This window comes from Paenibacillus soyae (genome assembly GCF_024623455.1).
Taxonomy (GTDB): Bacteria; Bacillota; Bacilli; order Paenibacillales; family Paenibacillaceae; genus Pristimantibacillus; species Pristimantibacillus soyae.
The window spans coordinates 73,105-89,693 of record NZ_JANIPJ010000015.1; the positions used below are offsets into that span (position 1 = coordinate 73,105).

At 55.5% G+C, this 16,589-nt stretch carries 12 protein-coding genes; 7 read left to right on the plus strand and 5 right to left on the minus strand.

The features are described from left to right. The first annotated feature begins 201 nt into the window (after window positions 1–201). Window positions 202–1,290 carry a C40 family peptidase gene (locus tag NQZ67_RS19765; protein ID WP_257449272.1) on the plus strand — a complete coding sequence of 363 codons (1,089 nt, stop codon included), beginning with the start codon at window positions 202–204 and terminating at the stop codon, window positions 1,288–1,290. 88 nt (window positions 1,291–1,378) lie between these two features. On the opposite strand, the gene NQZ67_RS19770 is transcribed toward NQZ67_RS19765, so the two are convergent. Then, entirely contained in the window at window positions 1,379–2,044 is a 666-nt protein-coding gene (locus NQZ67_RS19770) for a YqaA family protein (protein ID WP_257449274.1), read from the minus strand. 314 nt (window positions 2,045–2,358) lie between these two features. Here NQZ67_RS19770 and NQZ67_RS19775 point away from each other — a divergent pair, with 314 nt between their 5' ends. Beyond that, window positions 2,359–3,579: an MFS transporter gene (locus NQZ67_RS19775; protein WP_257449276.1), complete on the plus strand. Its 1,221-nt coding sequence runs from the start codon at window positions 2,359–2,361 to the stop codon at window positions 3,577–3,579. Window positions 3,580–3,626: 47 nt separating this feature from the next. On the opposite strand, the gene NQZ67_RS19780 is transcribed toward NQZ67_RS19775, so the two are convergent. Further along, window positions 3,627–5,042 (minus strand): NAD-dependent malic enzyme, encoded by a 1,416-nt coding sequence (locus NQZ67_RS19780; protein WP_257449517.1) that lies wholly within the window; start codon window positions 5,040–5,042, stop codon window positions 3,627–3,629. 127 nt (window positions 5,043–5,169) lie between these two features. After that, window positions 5,170–6,285: an MGDG synthase family glycosyltransferase gene (locus NQZ67_RS19785; protein WP_257449278.1), complete on the minus strand. Its 1,116-nt coding sequence runs from the start codon at window positions 6,283–6,285 to the stop codon at window positions 5,170–5,172. Between the two features lie 158 nt (window positions 6,286–6,443). Between NQZ67_RS19785 and kapB the strand changes: the two genes are divergently transcribed. After that, complete coding sequence (gene kapB / locus NQZ67_RS19790; protein WP_257449280.1) at window positions 6,444–6,839, plus strand: kinase-associated lipoprotein KapB; 396 nt, start codon at window positions 6,444–6,446, stop codon at window positions 6,837–6,839. A gap of 11 nt (window positions 6,840–6,850) precedes the next feature. Here the strand turns inward: kapB and NQZ67_RS19795 are convergent, their stop codons facing one another. Continuing rightward, window positions 6,851–8,188, minus strand: coding sequence for an SGNH/GDSL hydrolase family protein (locus tag NQZ67_RS19795; RefSeq protein ID WP_257449282.1), 1,338 nt, complete (start codon window positions 8,186–8,188; stop codon window positions 6,851–6,853). Between the two features lie 326 nt (window positions 8,189–8,514). On the opposite strand from NQZ67_RS19795, the gene gltB reads away from it, so the two are divergent. The 4 genes from gltB (at window position 8,515) to NQZ67_RS19815 (ending at window position 15,988) form a co-directional block, all read left to right on the plus strand. Further along, window positions 8,515–13,122, plus strand: a complete 4,608-nt coding sequence (gene gltB, locus NQZ67_RS19800) for a glutamate synthase large subunit (protein WP_257449284.1) — start codon at window positions 8,515–8,517, stop codon at window positions 13,120–13,122. 194 nt (window positions 13,123–13,316) lie between these two features. Then, window positions 13,317–14,162, plus strand: a complete 846-nt coding sequence (locus tag NQZ67_RS19805; protein WP_257449286.1) for a glycosyltransferase family protein — start codon at window positions 13,317–13,319, stop codon at window positions 14,160–14,162. 88 nt (window positions 14,163–14,250) lie between these two features. Further along, entirely contained in the window at window positions 14,251–15,174 is a 924-nt protein-coding gene (locus NQZ67_RS19810) for an ABC transporter ATP-binding protein (RefSeq protein ID WP_257449288.1), read from the plus strand. Next, a complete protein-coding gene (locus tag NQZ67_RS19815) occupies window positions 15,167–15,988 on the plus strand; it encodes an ABC transporter permease (RefSeq protein ID WP_257449290.1) in 822 nt (273 codons plus the stop codon). Before NQZ67_RS19810 ends, NQZ67_RS19815 begins: the two co-directional genes overlap by 8 nt. Window positions 15,989–16,091: 103 nt before the next feature. Here the strand turns inward: NQZ67_RS19815 and NQZ67_RS19820 are convergent, their stop codons facing one another. Then, window positions 16,092–16,547: a bactofilin family protein gene (locus tag NQZ67_RS19820; protein WP_257449292.1), complete on the minus strand. Its 456-nt coding sequence runs from the start codon at window positions 16,545–16,547 to the stop codon at window positions 16,092–16,094. Between the last annotated feature and the right edge of the window lie 42 nt (window positions 16,548–16,589).

Sequence of the window (16,589 nt, forward strand, 5' to 3'; positions counted from 1 at the left end):
ATTCAAAAAACAAAGGCATCTCCTTAACCGGAGGTGCCTTTTATTAATATTCTCTCAGCAATTCCGATACGTCTTTCCTCCTAAATTACCGAAGACCTATTTGGGAGCATAGGTGGATGCTTGCCCGCTGCGGTCGACCGTACAATGGTTGTACAACGCCGGCTAACGGCAGCAAGCATACACAACAAGGAGGCGTATTCAATGAAATACACAATGAAGCACAAGATAGCAACAGCGACAATGGCGGCAGCGATGATGTTCGGAACACTCACGGTATTGCCATCACCTGCAGCTCACGCGGCGGCGGCGCAATCCGCGGAAGTAACGTGGGGAGTTAACATGAGAACGGCACCTTCCGCGTCGGGCAACGTTATTCGCATGCTGAAGAAAGGCGAGCAGGTTTCGGTTCTCGCAACGGTGGGCAGCTGGTACAAAGTAAGCGACGCAAGCGGCAGAGTCGGCTACATTTCGTCTTCTTCCAAATATACGGAATTGAATGCAAGCAGCTCCGGCACTGTGTCGGGCGGGACAAGCTCTCAGGTTACGGCTGCTTCGACCAAGGTAGGAACCATTCGGAAATCGGTTTCTTTCCGCGAGGGGGCTTCCACGTCGGCCGATCGCATCCGTTATTTGAAAGCAGGGGAGAAGGTCCAAATCACGGGCCAGCCTAGCAGCTACTGGTATGAAGTCGTTGACTCGAGCGGCGTCAAGGGTTATGTCTCGTCGCAGTCGCAGTATATATCCGTTGGCAGCGGCACAATCGGCACAGGCACGTCGAATTCGGGATCTTCCAGCACGGGCGGAAGCGCTAACACGCCGTCGACTGTAACGAAGCCTTCCGTTCCCGCGAGCTCTTCCGTAGAGAAGGTCATCGCCGCAGGCATGAAATATTTGGGCACGCCTTACGAATTCGGCTCGAACCGCAGCACGACGACGACTTTCGATTGCTCCGATTTCGTTAGACAAGCGTTCAAGGACGCTCTTGGCATTACGCTGCCTGCCGATTCGCGCCAGCAAGGCACATATGTCAAAGAAAAAGGCAACTACACGACGAACATTAACAACCTGAAACGCGGCGACCTTATGTTCTTTATGTCTTACAAAGGCTCCAGCGCGTCGTCGTACAGCGGACTGAACAAGCAGTCGCAAAAAATTACGCATGTGGGCATCTACCTTGGCGACGGCAAAATACTGCACACGTATTCGAATGAGAGCGGCGGCGTAACGACAAGCACCGTGACAGGCAAGCATTGGGAGTACCGCTTCATGTTCGGCGGCAGCGCGCTGTAATCTATTTCTTCCGGTTTTATCTTGAATCAAAAAAGCTATCCTATTCCGCTCCGAGAGCGGGATGGGATAGCTTTTTTTGGTGCGGACGTTAGGCTTGAAGATCGCTTTTCAGTTCGGCAGATTCCGGATGAGGCTGCGGGCTCGGAATGGATGATGGCTCATTGCTTGCGGCCTCTGCGGCTTCTGTGGCTTTCTTCTTCTTGCGGAGCCTTGCGCGGATAATAAGGAAAGCCGCGATCAGCGGGACGCTGCCCAGGAATATATACAGCGAAACGTCCTTAACCATTGATTCGGCCGCTCGTCCGTAGAAATAGAACAGAGCGCCTACGGCATAGAACTTGACGGCCCTTCCGATGGCCGCGTAGCCGATTAACCGCCAGAGCGGGAAGTTAAGCGCGCCGGATAGAATGGTAAACACTTTGAATGGAATAGGGGTGAAGGAACCGATCAGGATGGCGGATTCGCCGCTCTTCTGGAAGCGGGTCGTCGCCGCGTCAATCCATTCGGCCTTTAGAAAGCGGTAAAGAACGGATTTACCCATTAGCTTGCCCAAATAGTAGCCTACCGGAGTGCCCAGCAAACATGCGATATATCCGACGGTAGCCAGCCATAACGCGGTGGTCGGATTGACGATGCTAAGCGAAACTTGCAGGAAGAATGCGGGAATCGGGAATATGACGGCATCCAGGAACGAATGCGCGAATAATCCCCAAGGACCGTAATCCTCCAGAAAATCGACGATTGCTTGAAACATGAAGTAGGCTCCTTTTCGTTCGACTTACCTGTTAAGTATAGCATACAGCCGGTGATTCGTCGCTCGGAACCGGGACGAAAGTCACATGGTAATTGTTCCAAAGATTATCATGGAAAAAGGTTAAAAAATCGAAAGATTCGGCCTCAGAGGCTTATACGAAGGAGGAGGATGCATGGTTTCAAAAAAAATGGCTGTCCTCCCGTTTGGGTCGGATTATGAGGGCCTGCCCTTCTTTTCCTCCGAAATACGCCTGTATACGCGTTTTGAAGTATCGGGGGAGGAGGCGTATAGTGGAAGTGACGGGAGTGACATATATGCAATCTTGGAAACGAACGATGTGGATTTTATGGTTCGGCGTTTTGTTCTGCAGCTCGAGCTATACGATGTCCGTTCCGTTTCTGCCTTTGTTCCTGTACGATCTCGGCGTCGACAAAAGCTCGGTTAACCTGTGGGCAGGGGTCGTACATTCCTCCGCATTCCTGGTAGGGGCCGTAATGGCGCCCGTGTGGGGAATGCTCGCGGACAAATTCGGCAAGCGGAACATGGTCATTCGCGCCGGGCTTAGCCTGGCTGTTATTTATGCGCTTATCGCGTTCGTGCAGACGCCGCTGCAGCTTGTCGGCGTGCGCATGCTGCACGGCTTCGTAGGGGGCTTCGTGCCGGCCTCCATGTCGATCGTCGCGACGATCGCGCCGAAAGAGAAGCTGGGCTGGAGCCTTGGCATGATGCAAGCCGGGACGATGACAGGCGGCATTCTCGGGCCGCTCTTCGGCGGTCTGCTAGCGGAAGCTTTCGGCATGCGCAAGTCCTTCATAGTTGCGGCGGTCATTATATTCGCGGCTGCCCTCGCGGTCGTTATTTGGGTAAGGGAGGGAGCAAGCGCTCCGGGACGGGAGTCCTCCGAGAAGAAGCCGAAGCCTTCCCAGCCCATCACGTACCGCATGGCGTTCCGCAATCGGGCACTGATTCATATGCTGCTCATTTTGGTCATATTCCAATTGTCCATCAACATGATTCAGCCGCTTCTGTCGCTGCATATCGCCGATTTGCAAGGCGGGGACAAAGGAGCCGTGCTGTCGGCCGGATTCGTCCTGTCCCTGATCGGAATCGCCGGCATTATCGCCTCGCCGGTATGGGGCAAGCTTGGCGAACGCAAAGGCTATTATCGTATTCTGGTGCTGTGTCTGATGTGCGCGGGGACGGTCATTTGCCTTCAATATTTCGTGGAATCCCTATGGTTGTTCGCCTGCGTGCAATTTGTGTTCGGATTGTTCATGGCGGGGATCGGCCCGATCGTGAATACGCTGATGGTCCAAAGCACCGACGAGCAGTTCCGGGGAAGGTCGTTCGGTCTTACCGCCAGCGCCAATCAGTTCGGCTCGATGCTGGGGCCGCTCCTCGGAGGCTTGCTCGGCTTGTTCCTCGGCATACACTGGATATTCGTCGCCACGGGTGTCATAATGGCGGCAACCGGTATCGCCGTGCTCGCGAAGAGGAAGAGCGACAGGGTGACGGAACATCAATTCTCCAAATAAAAAGAAGCTGCAGGCGCGCATAACGGCCCTGCAGCTTCTTTGCTTTCTTATTCCCTCAATTTGCGGCGCGATACGCCGCTTCGCCGCGCAGCGGCGGCTACCCTGCGCCGCACTTCCTCCACGACTTTGGTATTGAACACGCTTGGTATGATATACAAGCGGTTCAATTCGTCTTCGCTGATGACGGACGCGATCGCTTCCGCCGCGGCAAGCTTCATCTCTTCATTGATTTCGGAGGAGCGGCTGTCGAGCGCGCCTCTGAAGATGCCGGGAAAGCATAATACGTTGTTAATTTGGTTCGGGTAATCGGAACGGCCGGTGGCGAACACGCCGACGATGTCTTCGATGAGCTCCGGCCTGATTTCGGGCTCCGGATTCGCCATGGCGAAGACGATAGGGTCGTTCGCCATGCTGGAGACATGCTCTCTTGTCAGCAGCCCGCCGGCGGATACGCCGATGAATACATCCGCTCCCTCCACCGCTTCCTTCAAGCCGCCCTTGCGCCTCTCCGGATTCGTGTTGTCCGCATACCACTGCCACACTTCATTATCGTATTTCTCGTCCGAGGTCAGAATGCCGGCGCGGTCTACGCCGACGATGTTCTGGGCTCCCCCGGCGAGCAGCATCTTCGTGCAGGCGGTGCCCGCGGCGCCAATGCCGCAAACGACGATGCGGGCGCTGCTCAGCTCGCGGCCCGTCAGCTTCAAAGCGTTCAAGAGCCCGGCATATAGCACGACGGCCGTACCGTGCTGATCGTCATGGAAGACGGGAATATCGAGCTCCTCCCGCAGCCGACGTTCGATCTCGAAGCAGCGCGGGGCCGAAATGTCTTCCAGATTAATGCCGCCGAATGCGGGAGCCAGATGCTTGACCGCCGCGATTACTTCTTCCGTATCCTGCGTATCCAGGCAGATCGGGAAAGCGTCGACGTCAGCGAATTGCTTGAACAGCATCGCTTTGCCTTCCATGACGGGCATGGCCGCGTATGGACCGATGTTGCCCAGCCCGAGCACCGCGCTTCCGTCGGACACAACGGCGACCGTGTTTCGCTTGATCGTTAGCGTGTGCGCTTTGGAAGGCTCCGCCTGAATCGCTTGGCATACGCGTGCGACATCCGGCGTGTACACCCTGGACAGATCGTCCCGATTTTGGATCGGCGTCTTGGGCTGTATCGTGATCTTCCCGCCCAGGTGCAAGAGGAAGGTTCTGTCGGATACGTGCAGAAGCCGGATGCCCGGAACCGCGCTTAACGCGTTAGACAGCCGCTCGGCGGCGCCTTGCTCCGTAATTTTTACCGTTAAGTCGCGAATGCTCTTGTTCTTATCGGTATGTATGACGTCTATGGCGACGATGTCGCCTTTGGCCTGCTCGATGGCGGTGGCCGCTTTGCCGAACTGGGCGGTCGCGGTATCGATCTCGAGCCGCATAATTATTGTTTTACCGTCTGTCATTTGCGATCGCATCATTAGTTCCCCCTTCATTATTTATTACTATTCCAAGAACGCCGCCAAAATTATGCTGATGGCATGCAGAAATGCCAGCTGTCGTCTTTGTCTTGCGGAATGCGAGGGTTTAGCGAAAAAAAAGCCGTTACTGCATGAGTTGCAGAACGGCCTCCGGGCATTTTTTGGCGTCGTATTGGAGGTTGCGCTTATTCAGAAGCTCTTCGCGGAACTCGGCGGACGCTTCCTTATCGTGAATCAGCTTGAACCAGCGGTCGACGGTATCGTTGGAATCCAGCATCTCGCCGAACCCGTTATGGATAAAATATTCGCAGTTCTCTTCCTCTTGGCCGGGAATCGGCTCGTAGAACAGCATGGGGAGCGCTTTGCTCATGCCTTCCGTGCAAGTCATGCCGCCAGGCTTGGTTACGAGCAGATCGGCGACGTCCATCAGCTTATGAACCTCGCGTGTAAATCCAATGATGCGGATATTGGGATGCTGGAACATCGGATCGGACAGCATCTTCTCCTTCATCTTCTCGTTGGAGCCGACGCAGAAGATCAGCTGAGTGCTCTCGCGCCACTTGGTCATGTAGGATAAGGCGTTGTCCTCGTATAAGATGCCCCAACCCCCGCCCATGATGAGAACGGTTGGCATTTCCTTCAGCTCGAACTGCCTTCGCACCTCTTCCTCCGGGACAGGAGCCCAGAAGTTCGGGTGAACCGGAATGCCGGTCACTTCCACGCGTTCGGGCAGGACGCCCTTCTCTACTAGACGACGCTTCACATCCGGAGAGGAGACCAAGTAATGATTCACTTCCTGACTCACCCATGAGCCGTGCGCGTCATAATCGGTAATAAGCGTATATAAAGGCATGTCGAGGCCCAATCGCTTCAATCTGGAGACAACCGAATTCGGAACGGGATGCGTGCATACGATAAGATCCGGCTTGAGTTGGGCGATCACCTGGGAAGTCTGCGTATAGAACATTCGGTGGAGCGCCATTTGCGCCAATCGGTTTGTCGGTTTTTTGTAATTGCTTCGGTACATGAGACCGACCATCTTCGGCCTGGTGCTGACCGTCTTGCGATAAGCTGATACTATCCAAGGACCAAGTACAGGATTGAGGAATTTTCCTAGTTCGATGACCCTGGCTGAGATGCTGGGGCATAACTGCTTCAATCCGACCGCCAGCGCGTTCGCGGCCTGTGTGTGGCCGGAGCCGAACCCCTCCGAGAGCAGCAGCACTCTCTTCTTGCGCATATTCTCACCCACTTTTCTATTTCCATATTACTTTGCATGTCAGGTTAATACAAGCACCGTTTCTCGTGCTTGCCATTGAAAACCCGTTCCTTTACAGTAATCACAAGAGAGAGCGCGAGCCTATTTCTATAAAATATGTTTCTTGGGAGGAAATAATCATGACAAGCGCCATGAGGGAAATGCCCGAATTGCATGTGGGAGATCATGTCAAGTTTGAGGTTAGGACAGGCCATTATGTAGGAGAATTGATGGAGTTGAACGGTCCGAGAGCGCTCGTGAAGGTGCTCGCCGTATTGAAGCACCCGGAGCAGGGAGACCTGCACAACCCATACGATCCGGACGTCGCGATGTTCCATGAACGCCGCGCTCTTGCTTATACGGAAAAGACGAACGTGCTGCTGCGGGATATCCAGCCGTACGCCGGAACGATTCCGGAGTACAGGGAATCGCTGAAAGCCGCGGCGGCGGAGCTGGCGGAGGCGCTTGACCGCCTCCACCGCTGGACCGCGAAAGGTCTTGATATTATGAAGCAGCTGCAAAAGGATTATGAATAGAATGCCGGTTTTTACGGATTAATGAATGCGGTATCCAATATTTCGCGGTATTCCACCTGGAGGCCAAGTCCCTCGGACAAAGCGGCGAGAGGAACGTATGTCTTCTTCTCGCCAGGGAACTGCTCGAAGTAGGCGGGCTCCGCATTCAGAGGTACCGTTTTGCCGTCGACCTTGATCGTCTTGGCGCCGATCGTCAGCTCGACCGTACGGTTCTTCAGCTTGATCGTGGCGGTATTCGTTTTGGCGTCCCATGTCCGGGCAGCGCCGATCGCATCGGTAATATCGGCGATAGCGACGAAGGTGCGTCCGTTCTTGACTCGCGGCGTGTAGCTCGTCTTCAGCTCCTTGCCGTTCACGACGACGGAGATGGGTACGCCGGCCGGCTTCTTGCTGACCGTCTTGAATTCGCCGAAAATAGCCTCGGCGAATGCTTTGCCCATCGCGGCATAGCCGTCGCGGGTTGGATGCACGTCCTGCTCCTCGCCTTTCTTGCCGACGTTCGTATAGATCAGAACGTTCTTCTCGATCGCCGCGGCCGCGTCGGCCATCTTAATATCCACTTGCTCCGCTTCGAATTCCCCGATTACGTCTTCTAGAATTTCCAGCAGCTTCGCCTGGCCGTCCACGAGAAATTCTGCCGTGCTTTGCGGGATGTAATACATGACCTCGCCTTTGATCTTCGCGAACGGGATTGGCAAATATTGATTGGCGACAACGATCTGCGCATTCGGCTGAAGCTTACGGACTTCCTCAATCGTCGCTTTCAGCTGCTGCTCATAGCCGCTCAGCAGGCTGTCTAACGCGGTTTGGAGCGCTTGCTGGTCGGCCGGGGCCATGTCTTCATAAGCAGCAGGCGAATCTCCGTTCTGCAAGTTCTTGATCAGACTAAGGAAGTCGTTTCCTCCGATGGCGATGAGCACGAGCTCCGCCTCTTGAAGGTCCTTCTTCAGCTGCGCCGTTTGCGCGAATATTTGATCCGCTCGCGGATCGGACAGGCCCGGCTGAATGCTGTCCTTCCCGACGGAAGCCTCTCCCGCGGCCGCCGCGGCAACCCACTTGCTAAGCCCTTCGGATTTCAAGCCGATGACCCCGTAGTTCTCGTATTCGGCGCGCAGGCCTTGGAACAGCGCCTGCTCGTATACATGCTCGACGAATCCGTAAGGGACGGACTCTGCCGTAAATCCGTGCTCATAGCCCGCGGCCAGCGAATCTCCCAAAGCGACGATATCGTACGTTTCCGGCGTCGCGGCCGTCTCTGCGGCCGACAGTGCCGCGCCTTGCGTCAAGCAGGAGGCGACGACGGCGGCTGCAACGGCTATACCGGCAGTCTTCCTTAATTTACTATACATTTCCCACACATCCCTCTGTTAATATAGAAGAAAATAATCCAGTCCTTGCCGCTTGTCCCATCCTAGAGCCAATCCTGCCGCTAAACAATTATTATCGCAATTATAAAAAATATTAAATTGATTTCCGATTTGCCCTGATGTTAAAATCATATAATAATCGCTTAGCAACGGTAGATGGCAAGAGGGATGGCAAGGAGCAGGCGGTGCGCCTCGTACCCTACCATTCTATGATACTTCAAGCCAAAAATGAAGCCAATTAAGTGATCAAACCTGTTATTATTCTGCATTGCTTGCCCAAAAATCTTCTGATAGAGAGGTTGCACACAATGAAAGAAAATATTTTGGGATTGCCGCCTAAGCAAGGACTTTATGACCCGCAGAACGAGAAAGACGCTTGCGGAATGGGCTTCGTAGCCAGCATCAAAGGAGAGAAGTCTCACAAGGTTATCCGCCAGGCTCTGACGCTTCTGGAGAACATGGAGCATCGAGGCGGCCAAGGCGCGGAACCAAATACCGGCGACGGCGCAGGCATTCTGCTCCAAATTCCGCACGCGTTCTTCGCGGCGGAGCTGAACAAGCAAGGCATCGAGCTGCCAGCGGCAGGCGAATACGCCGTCGGCATGATTTTCATGCCGCATGAAGAAGAGGCGCGCGCCGCGATCGAGCGCGAGCTGGAAGGGATCATCGCGGAAGAGAAGCAATCGCTGATCGGATGGCGCACGGTGCCTACGAACGACGAGAAGCTGGGCAAATCGGCGCTTGCCGTCAAGCCTTACGTACGCCAAGTGTTCATCGGGAAGAACGCGGATCTGAAGGATACGCTCGCGTTCGAACGCAAGCTGTACGTCATCCGCAAGCGCGCGGAGCTGGCGATCCGTTACGCCGGCAAAGAAGGCGGAAGCATGTTCTATTTCTCCAGCTTGTCTACGAAGAAGATCGTATACAAGGGCATGCTGACGACGGAGCAGGTTCGCTCCTTCTATCAAGAATTGAACGATGAATCTGTTGTTTCCGCTATTGCTTTAGTGCATTCCCGTTTTAGTACGAATACGTTCCCGAGCTGGGAGCGCGCGCATCCTTTCCATTACCTGATCCACAACGGGGAGATCAACACGCTCCGCGGCAACGTCAACTGGATGCACGCCCGCCAGACGTTATTCGAATCCGAGCTGTTCGGCGACGATCTCGAGAAGATCAAGCCGATCATCAATCCGGACGGATCCGATACGGCCATGTTCGATAACACGCTGGAATTCCTGCACCTTGCCGGACGCTCGCTGCCTCATGTCGCGATGATGATGGTTCCGGAGCCTTGGTCGAACCACGAAAGCATGAGCGACGAGCGCAAAGCGTTCTACGAATACCACAGCACGCTGATGGAGCCGTGGGACGGACCTGCCGCGATGGGCTTCACCGACGGCACGCAGATCGGAGCGGTGCTTGACCGCAACGGACTTCGTCCGGCTCGTTACTACGTGACCAAAGACGATCACATTATTCTGGGCTCCGAAGCGGGAACGGTCGAGATTCCTGCCGAGGACATTCTGTACAAGGACAGACTGCGTCCAGGACGCATGCTTCTGGTCGATACGGAGCAAGGCCGCATCATTTCCGACGAGGAAGTGAAAGCGCAGATCGCATCCGAGCATCCTTACCGCGAGTGGCTCGACGAGCATCTCGTGGATCTCGAGGATCTTCCGGACGCGCCCGAGCTACCGGAGCCGAATCATGATACCGTGCAACGACGCCAGCAGGCTTTCGGCTACACCTTCGAGGACATCCGCAAGGTGCTCGAGCCGATGGCGGGCAGCGGTCAAGAGCCGATCGCGTCCATGGGCTACGACGCTCCGCTTGCCGTATTATCCGAGCGCCCGCAGCGTCTGTATAACTACTTCAAGCAGCTGTTCGCGCAAGTGACGAACCCGCCGATCGACGCGATCCGCGAGGAGATCATCACTTCGACGGCGACGACGATCGGTCCGGAGCGCAATCTGTTGAATCCGGAGCCGGAGAGCTGCCGCCATATCAAGCTGGACACACCGATTCTGTCCAACGAGCAATTCGCGAAGCTGCGCCATATTCGCCGCGAAGGCTTCAAGTCCATTACGCTGCCGATCTTCTTCACGGCGAGCGAAGGCGAAGAAGGACTGCGCTCCGCGCTGAAGGGCATGTGCGAAGCGGCTGACCGCGTTATCGCCAAAGGCCATAACATCCTGATCCTGTCTGACCGCGGCGTGGATAAGGAGAATGCAGCGATTCCGGCTCTTCTGGCCGTGTCGGCGCTTCATCACCACCTGATCCGTCAAGGAACCCGGACGAAAGTCGGCATCATGCTGGAATCCGGCGAGCCGCGCGAGGTGCATCACTTCGCCCTGCTGCTCGGCTACGGCGTCAATGCCGTGAATCCTTATCTGGCGTTCGAATCGCTTGACGACATGATCAAGCAGGGCATGCTGAGAGGCGTGTCGCATGAGAAGGCCGTGAAGAACTTTATCAAAGCCGCGACCAAAGGCGTCGTGAAGGTATTGTCCAAGATGGGCATTTCCACGATCCAATCGTACCGCGGCGCACAGATCTTCGAGGCGCTTGGTCTCCGCGAAGACGTCATTAACGAATATTTCACTTGGACGCAATCCCGTATCGGCGGCATCGGCCTGGACGTTATTGCCGAAGAGACTTTGAAGCATCATAACCGCGCGTTCGCGGAGCAGGAAGGCTCCGAGAAGGAGCTCGACTCCGGCGGCGACTACCAGTGGCGCAAGGACGGCGAGGACCATCTGTTCACGCCGCAGACGATCCATACGCTGCAGATGGCATCCCGCAAGAACGACTACAAGCTGTACAAGAAGTTCTCCGAGCTCGTTCAGGGCGAGAATAAGAAGCATCTGACGCTTCGTTCCCTGCTCGACTTCAAGAAGGACGGCCAATCGTCCGTTCCGCTGGACGAAGTCGAATCCGTGGAATCGATCGTAAGACGCTTCAAGACGGGAGCGATGTCCTTCGGTTCGATCAGCAAGGAAGCGCACGAGAGCCTCGCGATCGCGATGAACCGCCTCGGCGGCAAGTCCAACACGGGCGAGGGCGGGGAAGACCCTGCGCGCTTCACGCCTGACGCCAACGGCGATTCCCGCCGCAGCGCGATCAAGCAGGTGGCTTCCGGACGCTTCGGCGTTACGAGCCATTACCTGGTGAACGCCGATGAAATTCAAATCAAGATGGCTCAGGGCGCCAAGCCTGGCGAAGGCGGACAGCTGCCTGGCCTGAAGGTTTATCCATGGGTTGCGGAAGTTCGCGGCTCTACGCCTGGCGTAGGTCTTATCTCGCCGCCTCCGCATCATGATATTTATTCGATCGAGGATCTTGCGGAGCTGATCCACGACCTGAAGAACGCGAACCCTCGCGCTCGCATTAACGTGAAGCTCGTATCCGAAGTCGGCGTCGGCACGATCGCGGCAGGCGTTGCCAAAGGCCGCGCGGACGTGATCATGGTCAGCGGCTACGACGGCGGCACGGGAGCTTCTCCGATGGGCTCGATCCGCCATGCGGGTCTGCCTTGGGAGCTTGGCCTCGCCGAGACGCATCAGACGCTTATGCTGAACAATCTACGCGACCGCGTAGTGATCGAGACGGACGGCAAGATGATGAACGGCCGCGACGTCGCGATCGCAGCATTGCTCGGAGCCGAAGAGTACGGCTTCTCTACGGCGCCGCTCATCGTGCTTGGCTGTATCATGATGCGCGTCTGCCAGCTGGACACTTGCCCGGTCGGCGTAGCGACGCAGAATCCGGAGCTTCGCAAGAAGTTCATGGGCGATCCTTCCCATGTCGTGAACTACCTGCGCTTCATCGCGGAGGAAATGCGCGAGATCATGGCGGAGCTGGGCTTCCGCACGATCCAGGAGATGGTGGGACGCGTCGACCGTCTGGAGACGAAGAAGCTGACGGACCACTACAAGGCGAAAGGCCTCGATCTCTCCGGCATTCTGTACGAAGGAGAGTACGGTGCGGACGCGAATCGCTACAACGTGCAGGAGCAGAACCACGGCCTGGAGCTTTCCCTCGATATGCAGGAGCTTCTGCCTAAGGCTAAGCCTGCGCTCGAGAATGGCGAGCTGGTGCGCGGAACGTTCCCGATTCTGAACACGAACCGCGTCGTGGGCACGATTCTCGGCTCCGAGGTGACGAGGTTGTACGGAGCCAAAGGCTTGCCTGAGGACACGATCTGGTATCACTTCGTGGGCACGGCGGGACAAAGCTTCGGCGCGTTCGTACCGAAAGGCATCACGCTGTCGGTCGAAGGCGACTCGAATGACTACTTCGGCAAAGGCCTATCCGGCGGCAAAGTGATCGTTGCTCCATCGCCGAAAGCGACATTCGCGGCAGAGGACAATATCATCATCGGCAACACGGCGCTTTACGGCGCTACCAGCGGCGAAGCCTATATTCGCGGGATTGCCGGCGAACGCTTCGCGGTACGGAACTCCGGCGTGAACGTTGTTGTCGAAGGAGTCGGCGACCATGGCTGCGAATATATGACGGGCGGACGCGTTGTGGTTCTCGGTTCTACCGGACGCAATTTCGGAGCTGGTATGTCCGGCGGCGTCGCTTATGTCTATGACGCGAACGGAGATTTCTACAACCATTCGAATCTGGAGATGATTCTGCTAGAGCGTCTGGAAGAAGAAGCCGATATCGCCGAGCTTCGCGGCATGATCGAGAAGCACGTGAAGTATACGGACAGCGCGGTCGGCAAGCGTGTTCTGGAGAACTGGGATGCATCGCTCGCGAAATTCGTGAAGGTCATTCCGAAGGACTACAAGCGCATGCTCGAGCAAATCCGTAAAGCGGAAGATTCCGGCCTCCAAGGCGGAGAAGCGCTTCTCGCCGCCTTCGAAGCGAACAAACGCGAGCTTGCTCGCGCCGGCGGCAAATAATAGATTGGATTCATCGCAATGAAGCTTATGCTTCATTGCGATTTTTTTTGCTGTCTATCCCTCTTACGGATAGGATTTGCTTTCGACAAAAACAGTACCAATTGCCTAACGGATGGCGTCAGCAATCGACAAGCTCCACTCGGGGGGTCAGGTATAATAGTACTTATTTGTTATGCATGGAGGAGGACGAAGCGTTGAAGATCTTGATCTTGTCGAACGGTCGCGGAGGACGGGAGCGGCTGTCCAGCGATTTGCCGGAGCCGTATCTTCCCGTGCTGAACGGACCGGACGGAAAGCCGGAGTCCATGCTTGGCCGGTTATGGAGGCAGCTTATGACCGCCGACTTGCTGGAGGAGACGAGCGTCGTCACGTGCAGCGAGCATGTCGGCGAGCTGAGGAAGCAGCTTGGCGCGAACGCGCTGATTCATATAGAACCTTCGGCAAGAGGAAGCTATCCCGCAACGATGCTTGCCGCGGCTCATTTGTATACCGTTGCGGGTGTCACGCCGAATGAGACGATTATCGTGCTGCCGATCGATTTTTGCGTCGAAGGAGATTTTTATCACTGCGTCCGCAGCTTGCCTAAGCTGCTTCGCGAGAGCGAATCGTCCATCATGATGATCGGCGCGAAAGCGGTTCAGCCAAGCGCAAGATACGACTACATCGTACCGGAGCAGACGGATGACTCGGTTGAGGAATGCGGATACGATTGGAAGGTCAGAGGCTATCATGCAAACGTAAGCGAATCGGAAGCGGCAAAGTGGATCGCATCAGGAGCTTTATGGAACAGCGGCGTTTATGCGTTCCGCCTTGATTTCCTGCTTAACCGCATTTCGGAGTCGGGATTGCCCGTCCATTATGACGAACTCTGCAAGCAGTACTCCCAGCTCCAGACGCAAAGCCTGGAGGAAGCGTTGATCATGGACGCTTCCATCGTCAAATCTTGTATTCGTTATGACGGACCGTGGGATAGCCTCGGAAGCGGCCAATCTTCATCCCTGAATAGGAATATGGCGCTAACAAGCAATCGATCCAGCTAACCTACCAATTGTTTCCTTCTTCGGTTATAATAGAAGAGTTGGACTAAGCTCGCCAAATGGGGGAAGGTCCTAAGAAGGAGGGGCAATCATGCAGCAAAGCATCGTCCGGATGCTGGACGTGACGAAGCGGATCGGCGGCCGTACGTTAATTGACCGGTTAAGTCTTGACGTGCCGAATGGCGAGGTGTTTGGGTTCCTCGGCCCGAACGGAGCGGGCAAGACAACGACGATCCGCATGATGGTCGGGTTAATGTCCATCACGTCCGGCGACATTCTGATCGACGGCCATAGCATAGCGAAGGATTTCGAGAAAGCGATCCGGCACGTCGGCGCGATCGTCGAAAATCCAGAAATGTATAAATATTTGACAGGCTACGAAAATCTCATTCATTTCGCCCGGATGATTCCGGGCATTACGGCCCATCGCGTCAAGGAAGTCGTTGCGCTGGTTGGGCTCGAAGCGAGAATTCACGACAAGGTGAAGACGTATTCGCTCGGGATGAGACAGCGTCTTGGCGTCGCCCAAGCGATTCTTCATAAGCCGAAGCTGCTTATTCTGGACGAGCCGACTAACGGACTCGACCCGGCGGGGATACGCGAGCTCCGCGATTATTTGCGAAGGTTGGCGAAGAACGAGGGCGTCGCCGTATTCGTCTCCAGCCACTTGCTCTCCGAGATGGAGCTCATGTGCGACCGCGTCGCCATCATACAGAACGGAAGATTGATCGACGTGCGCACGGTGCATCAATCCAAAGCCGCGGCCGAGGCGAATGCCAAAATATTGGTAGAGGTCGATAATCGGCAAGGGGCGGCGGAAGTATTAGCCGCAATGGGGCAGCAGACGGCGGAGGATGCCGATGGATATATCGTTATTCATGGCGATAAGGAACGCGCTGCGGAGATCAACGCGGCTCTGGTTAACGCCGGAATCAAAGTGTACGGCATACGCGCCGAAGTGAAATCGCTCGAGGACCAATTCCTGGAGATGACTGGAGGCGAGCGCATTGGTTGACTTTCTGAATTTGGTGCGCAACGAGAACATGAAGATGTTCAGGGCGCCGCGGTTGTTTGTCATGCTTGGCATCGTGATCGGCCTCATCTTCGTCGTTTCCATCATCTGGTTCAGCTACGACTATGGCAGCCTGACTTCGGATATGTGGGAAGTGACGCTCGTGGAGACGTCGGTGCTGTTCTGGGTCGTCACGATATTCGCGGTCATCGCCGCATCGGGAACGGTAGCGGAAGAGTTCTCGTCCGGGACGATCAAGCTGTTGCTTATTCGGCCTTGGAGCAGGTCCAAAATATTAATGTCCAAATATATAGCGAGCCTGCTGTTCGCTTTATTTATGACGCTTGTTTTCCTGCTGGCAGCGCTCCTTATCAACTGGATCCTGTTCGATCTGATCGGCAACGCGCAAAGCAGCGCCGGCTCGGGCTTTGGTTCGGCGTTAGTCGGAGGAGGAGAGGAGTCTGACGCGGCTCTGATCACAAGATATTATTTATTGACGTTCCTTAATACGGTCATGACGGTAACCATTTCGTTTATGCTCTCGACCATATTCCGGAGCAATGTGCTCGCGATCGCGATGGCTTTGTTCATCGAAATCGTGCTGAACAATCTGCTGCAGCTTCTCCAGCTGTTCGACAAGAAATGGATCGATTATTTGATCTTCGTTCATTTGAACCTGACGAAATACGCAGGGGGCAACGTGTCCGCAACGGACGGCATGACGCTTGGTTTCTCGTTGTCCGTGCTCGCCGTTTATTATGTGGTGTTCATCGCCCTGACGTGGTATATCTTCAACAAGCGGGACGTGGCTTCCTAGCCGATTTCCGCCTGGCAAAAAGCCGCTCCTCTTCGCGCCTTCCATGGAAGGCTGCGGAGGAGCGGCTTTCTTCATGGCCGCAAATATAACATATTGCGGCGTGTTATCCCGCCTGGCGCGCCTTGGCTTTCGCGTCGCCCTGCTGTTGGTTGTCTTTGCCGGCAGCTTTGGCGTTCGCGGCGTCTTTGTCGGCCTGCGCCTTCTGCTTGCCGTCCGCGGACTGCTCCATGACGCAGCTTCCGTTCAGCATCGCGCCATCTTGCACAATAAGAGTTTGTGCGGTAATATTGCCGACCAGCTGGCCGGATGCCGTAATAATGAGCCGGCCTTTCGTGACGATGTCGCCGAACAGCTTGCCGGCGAGCGTCACGTCATTGGCCGTAATATTCGAACGGGCGATTCCGCATTCCCCGATAATGACATCCCCGCGGCATTCGATATCTCCCCGGTACTCCCCTTCGATTCGAAGATTCGCTTCGCTGATCAATTTTCCTTCGGCGATCGTGCCCTGCCCGATTAGTGTGTCGGTCGCTATTGCGCGTTTCGTTTCTTTAAACATGAATGAGTTCCTCCTTCAGGCATCGTAAGTGTCGTCACGAGA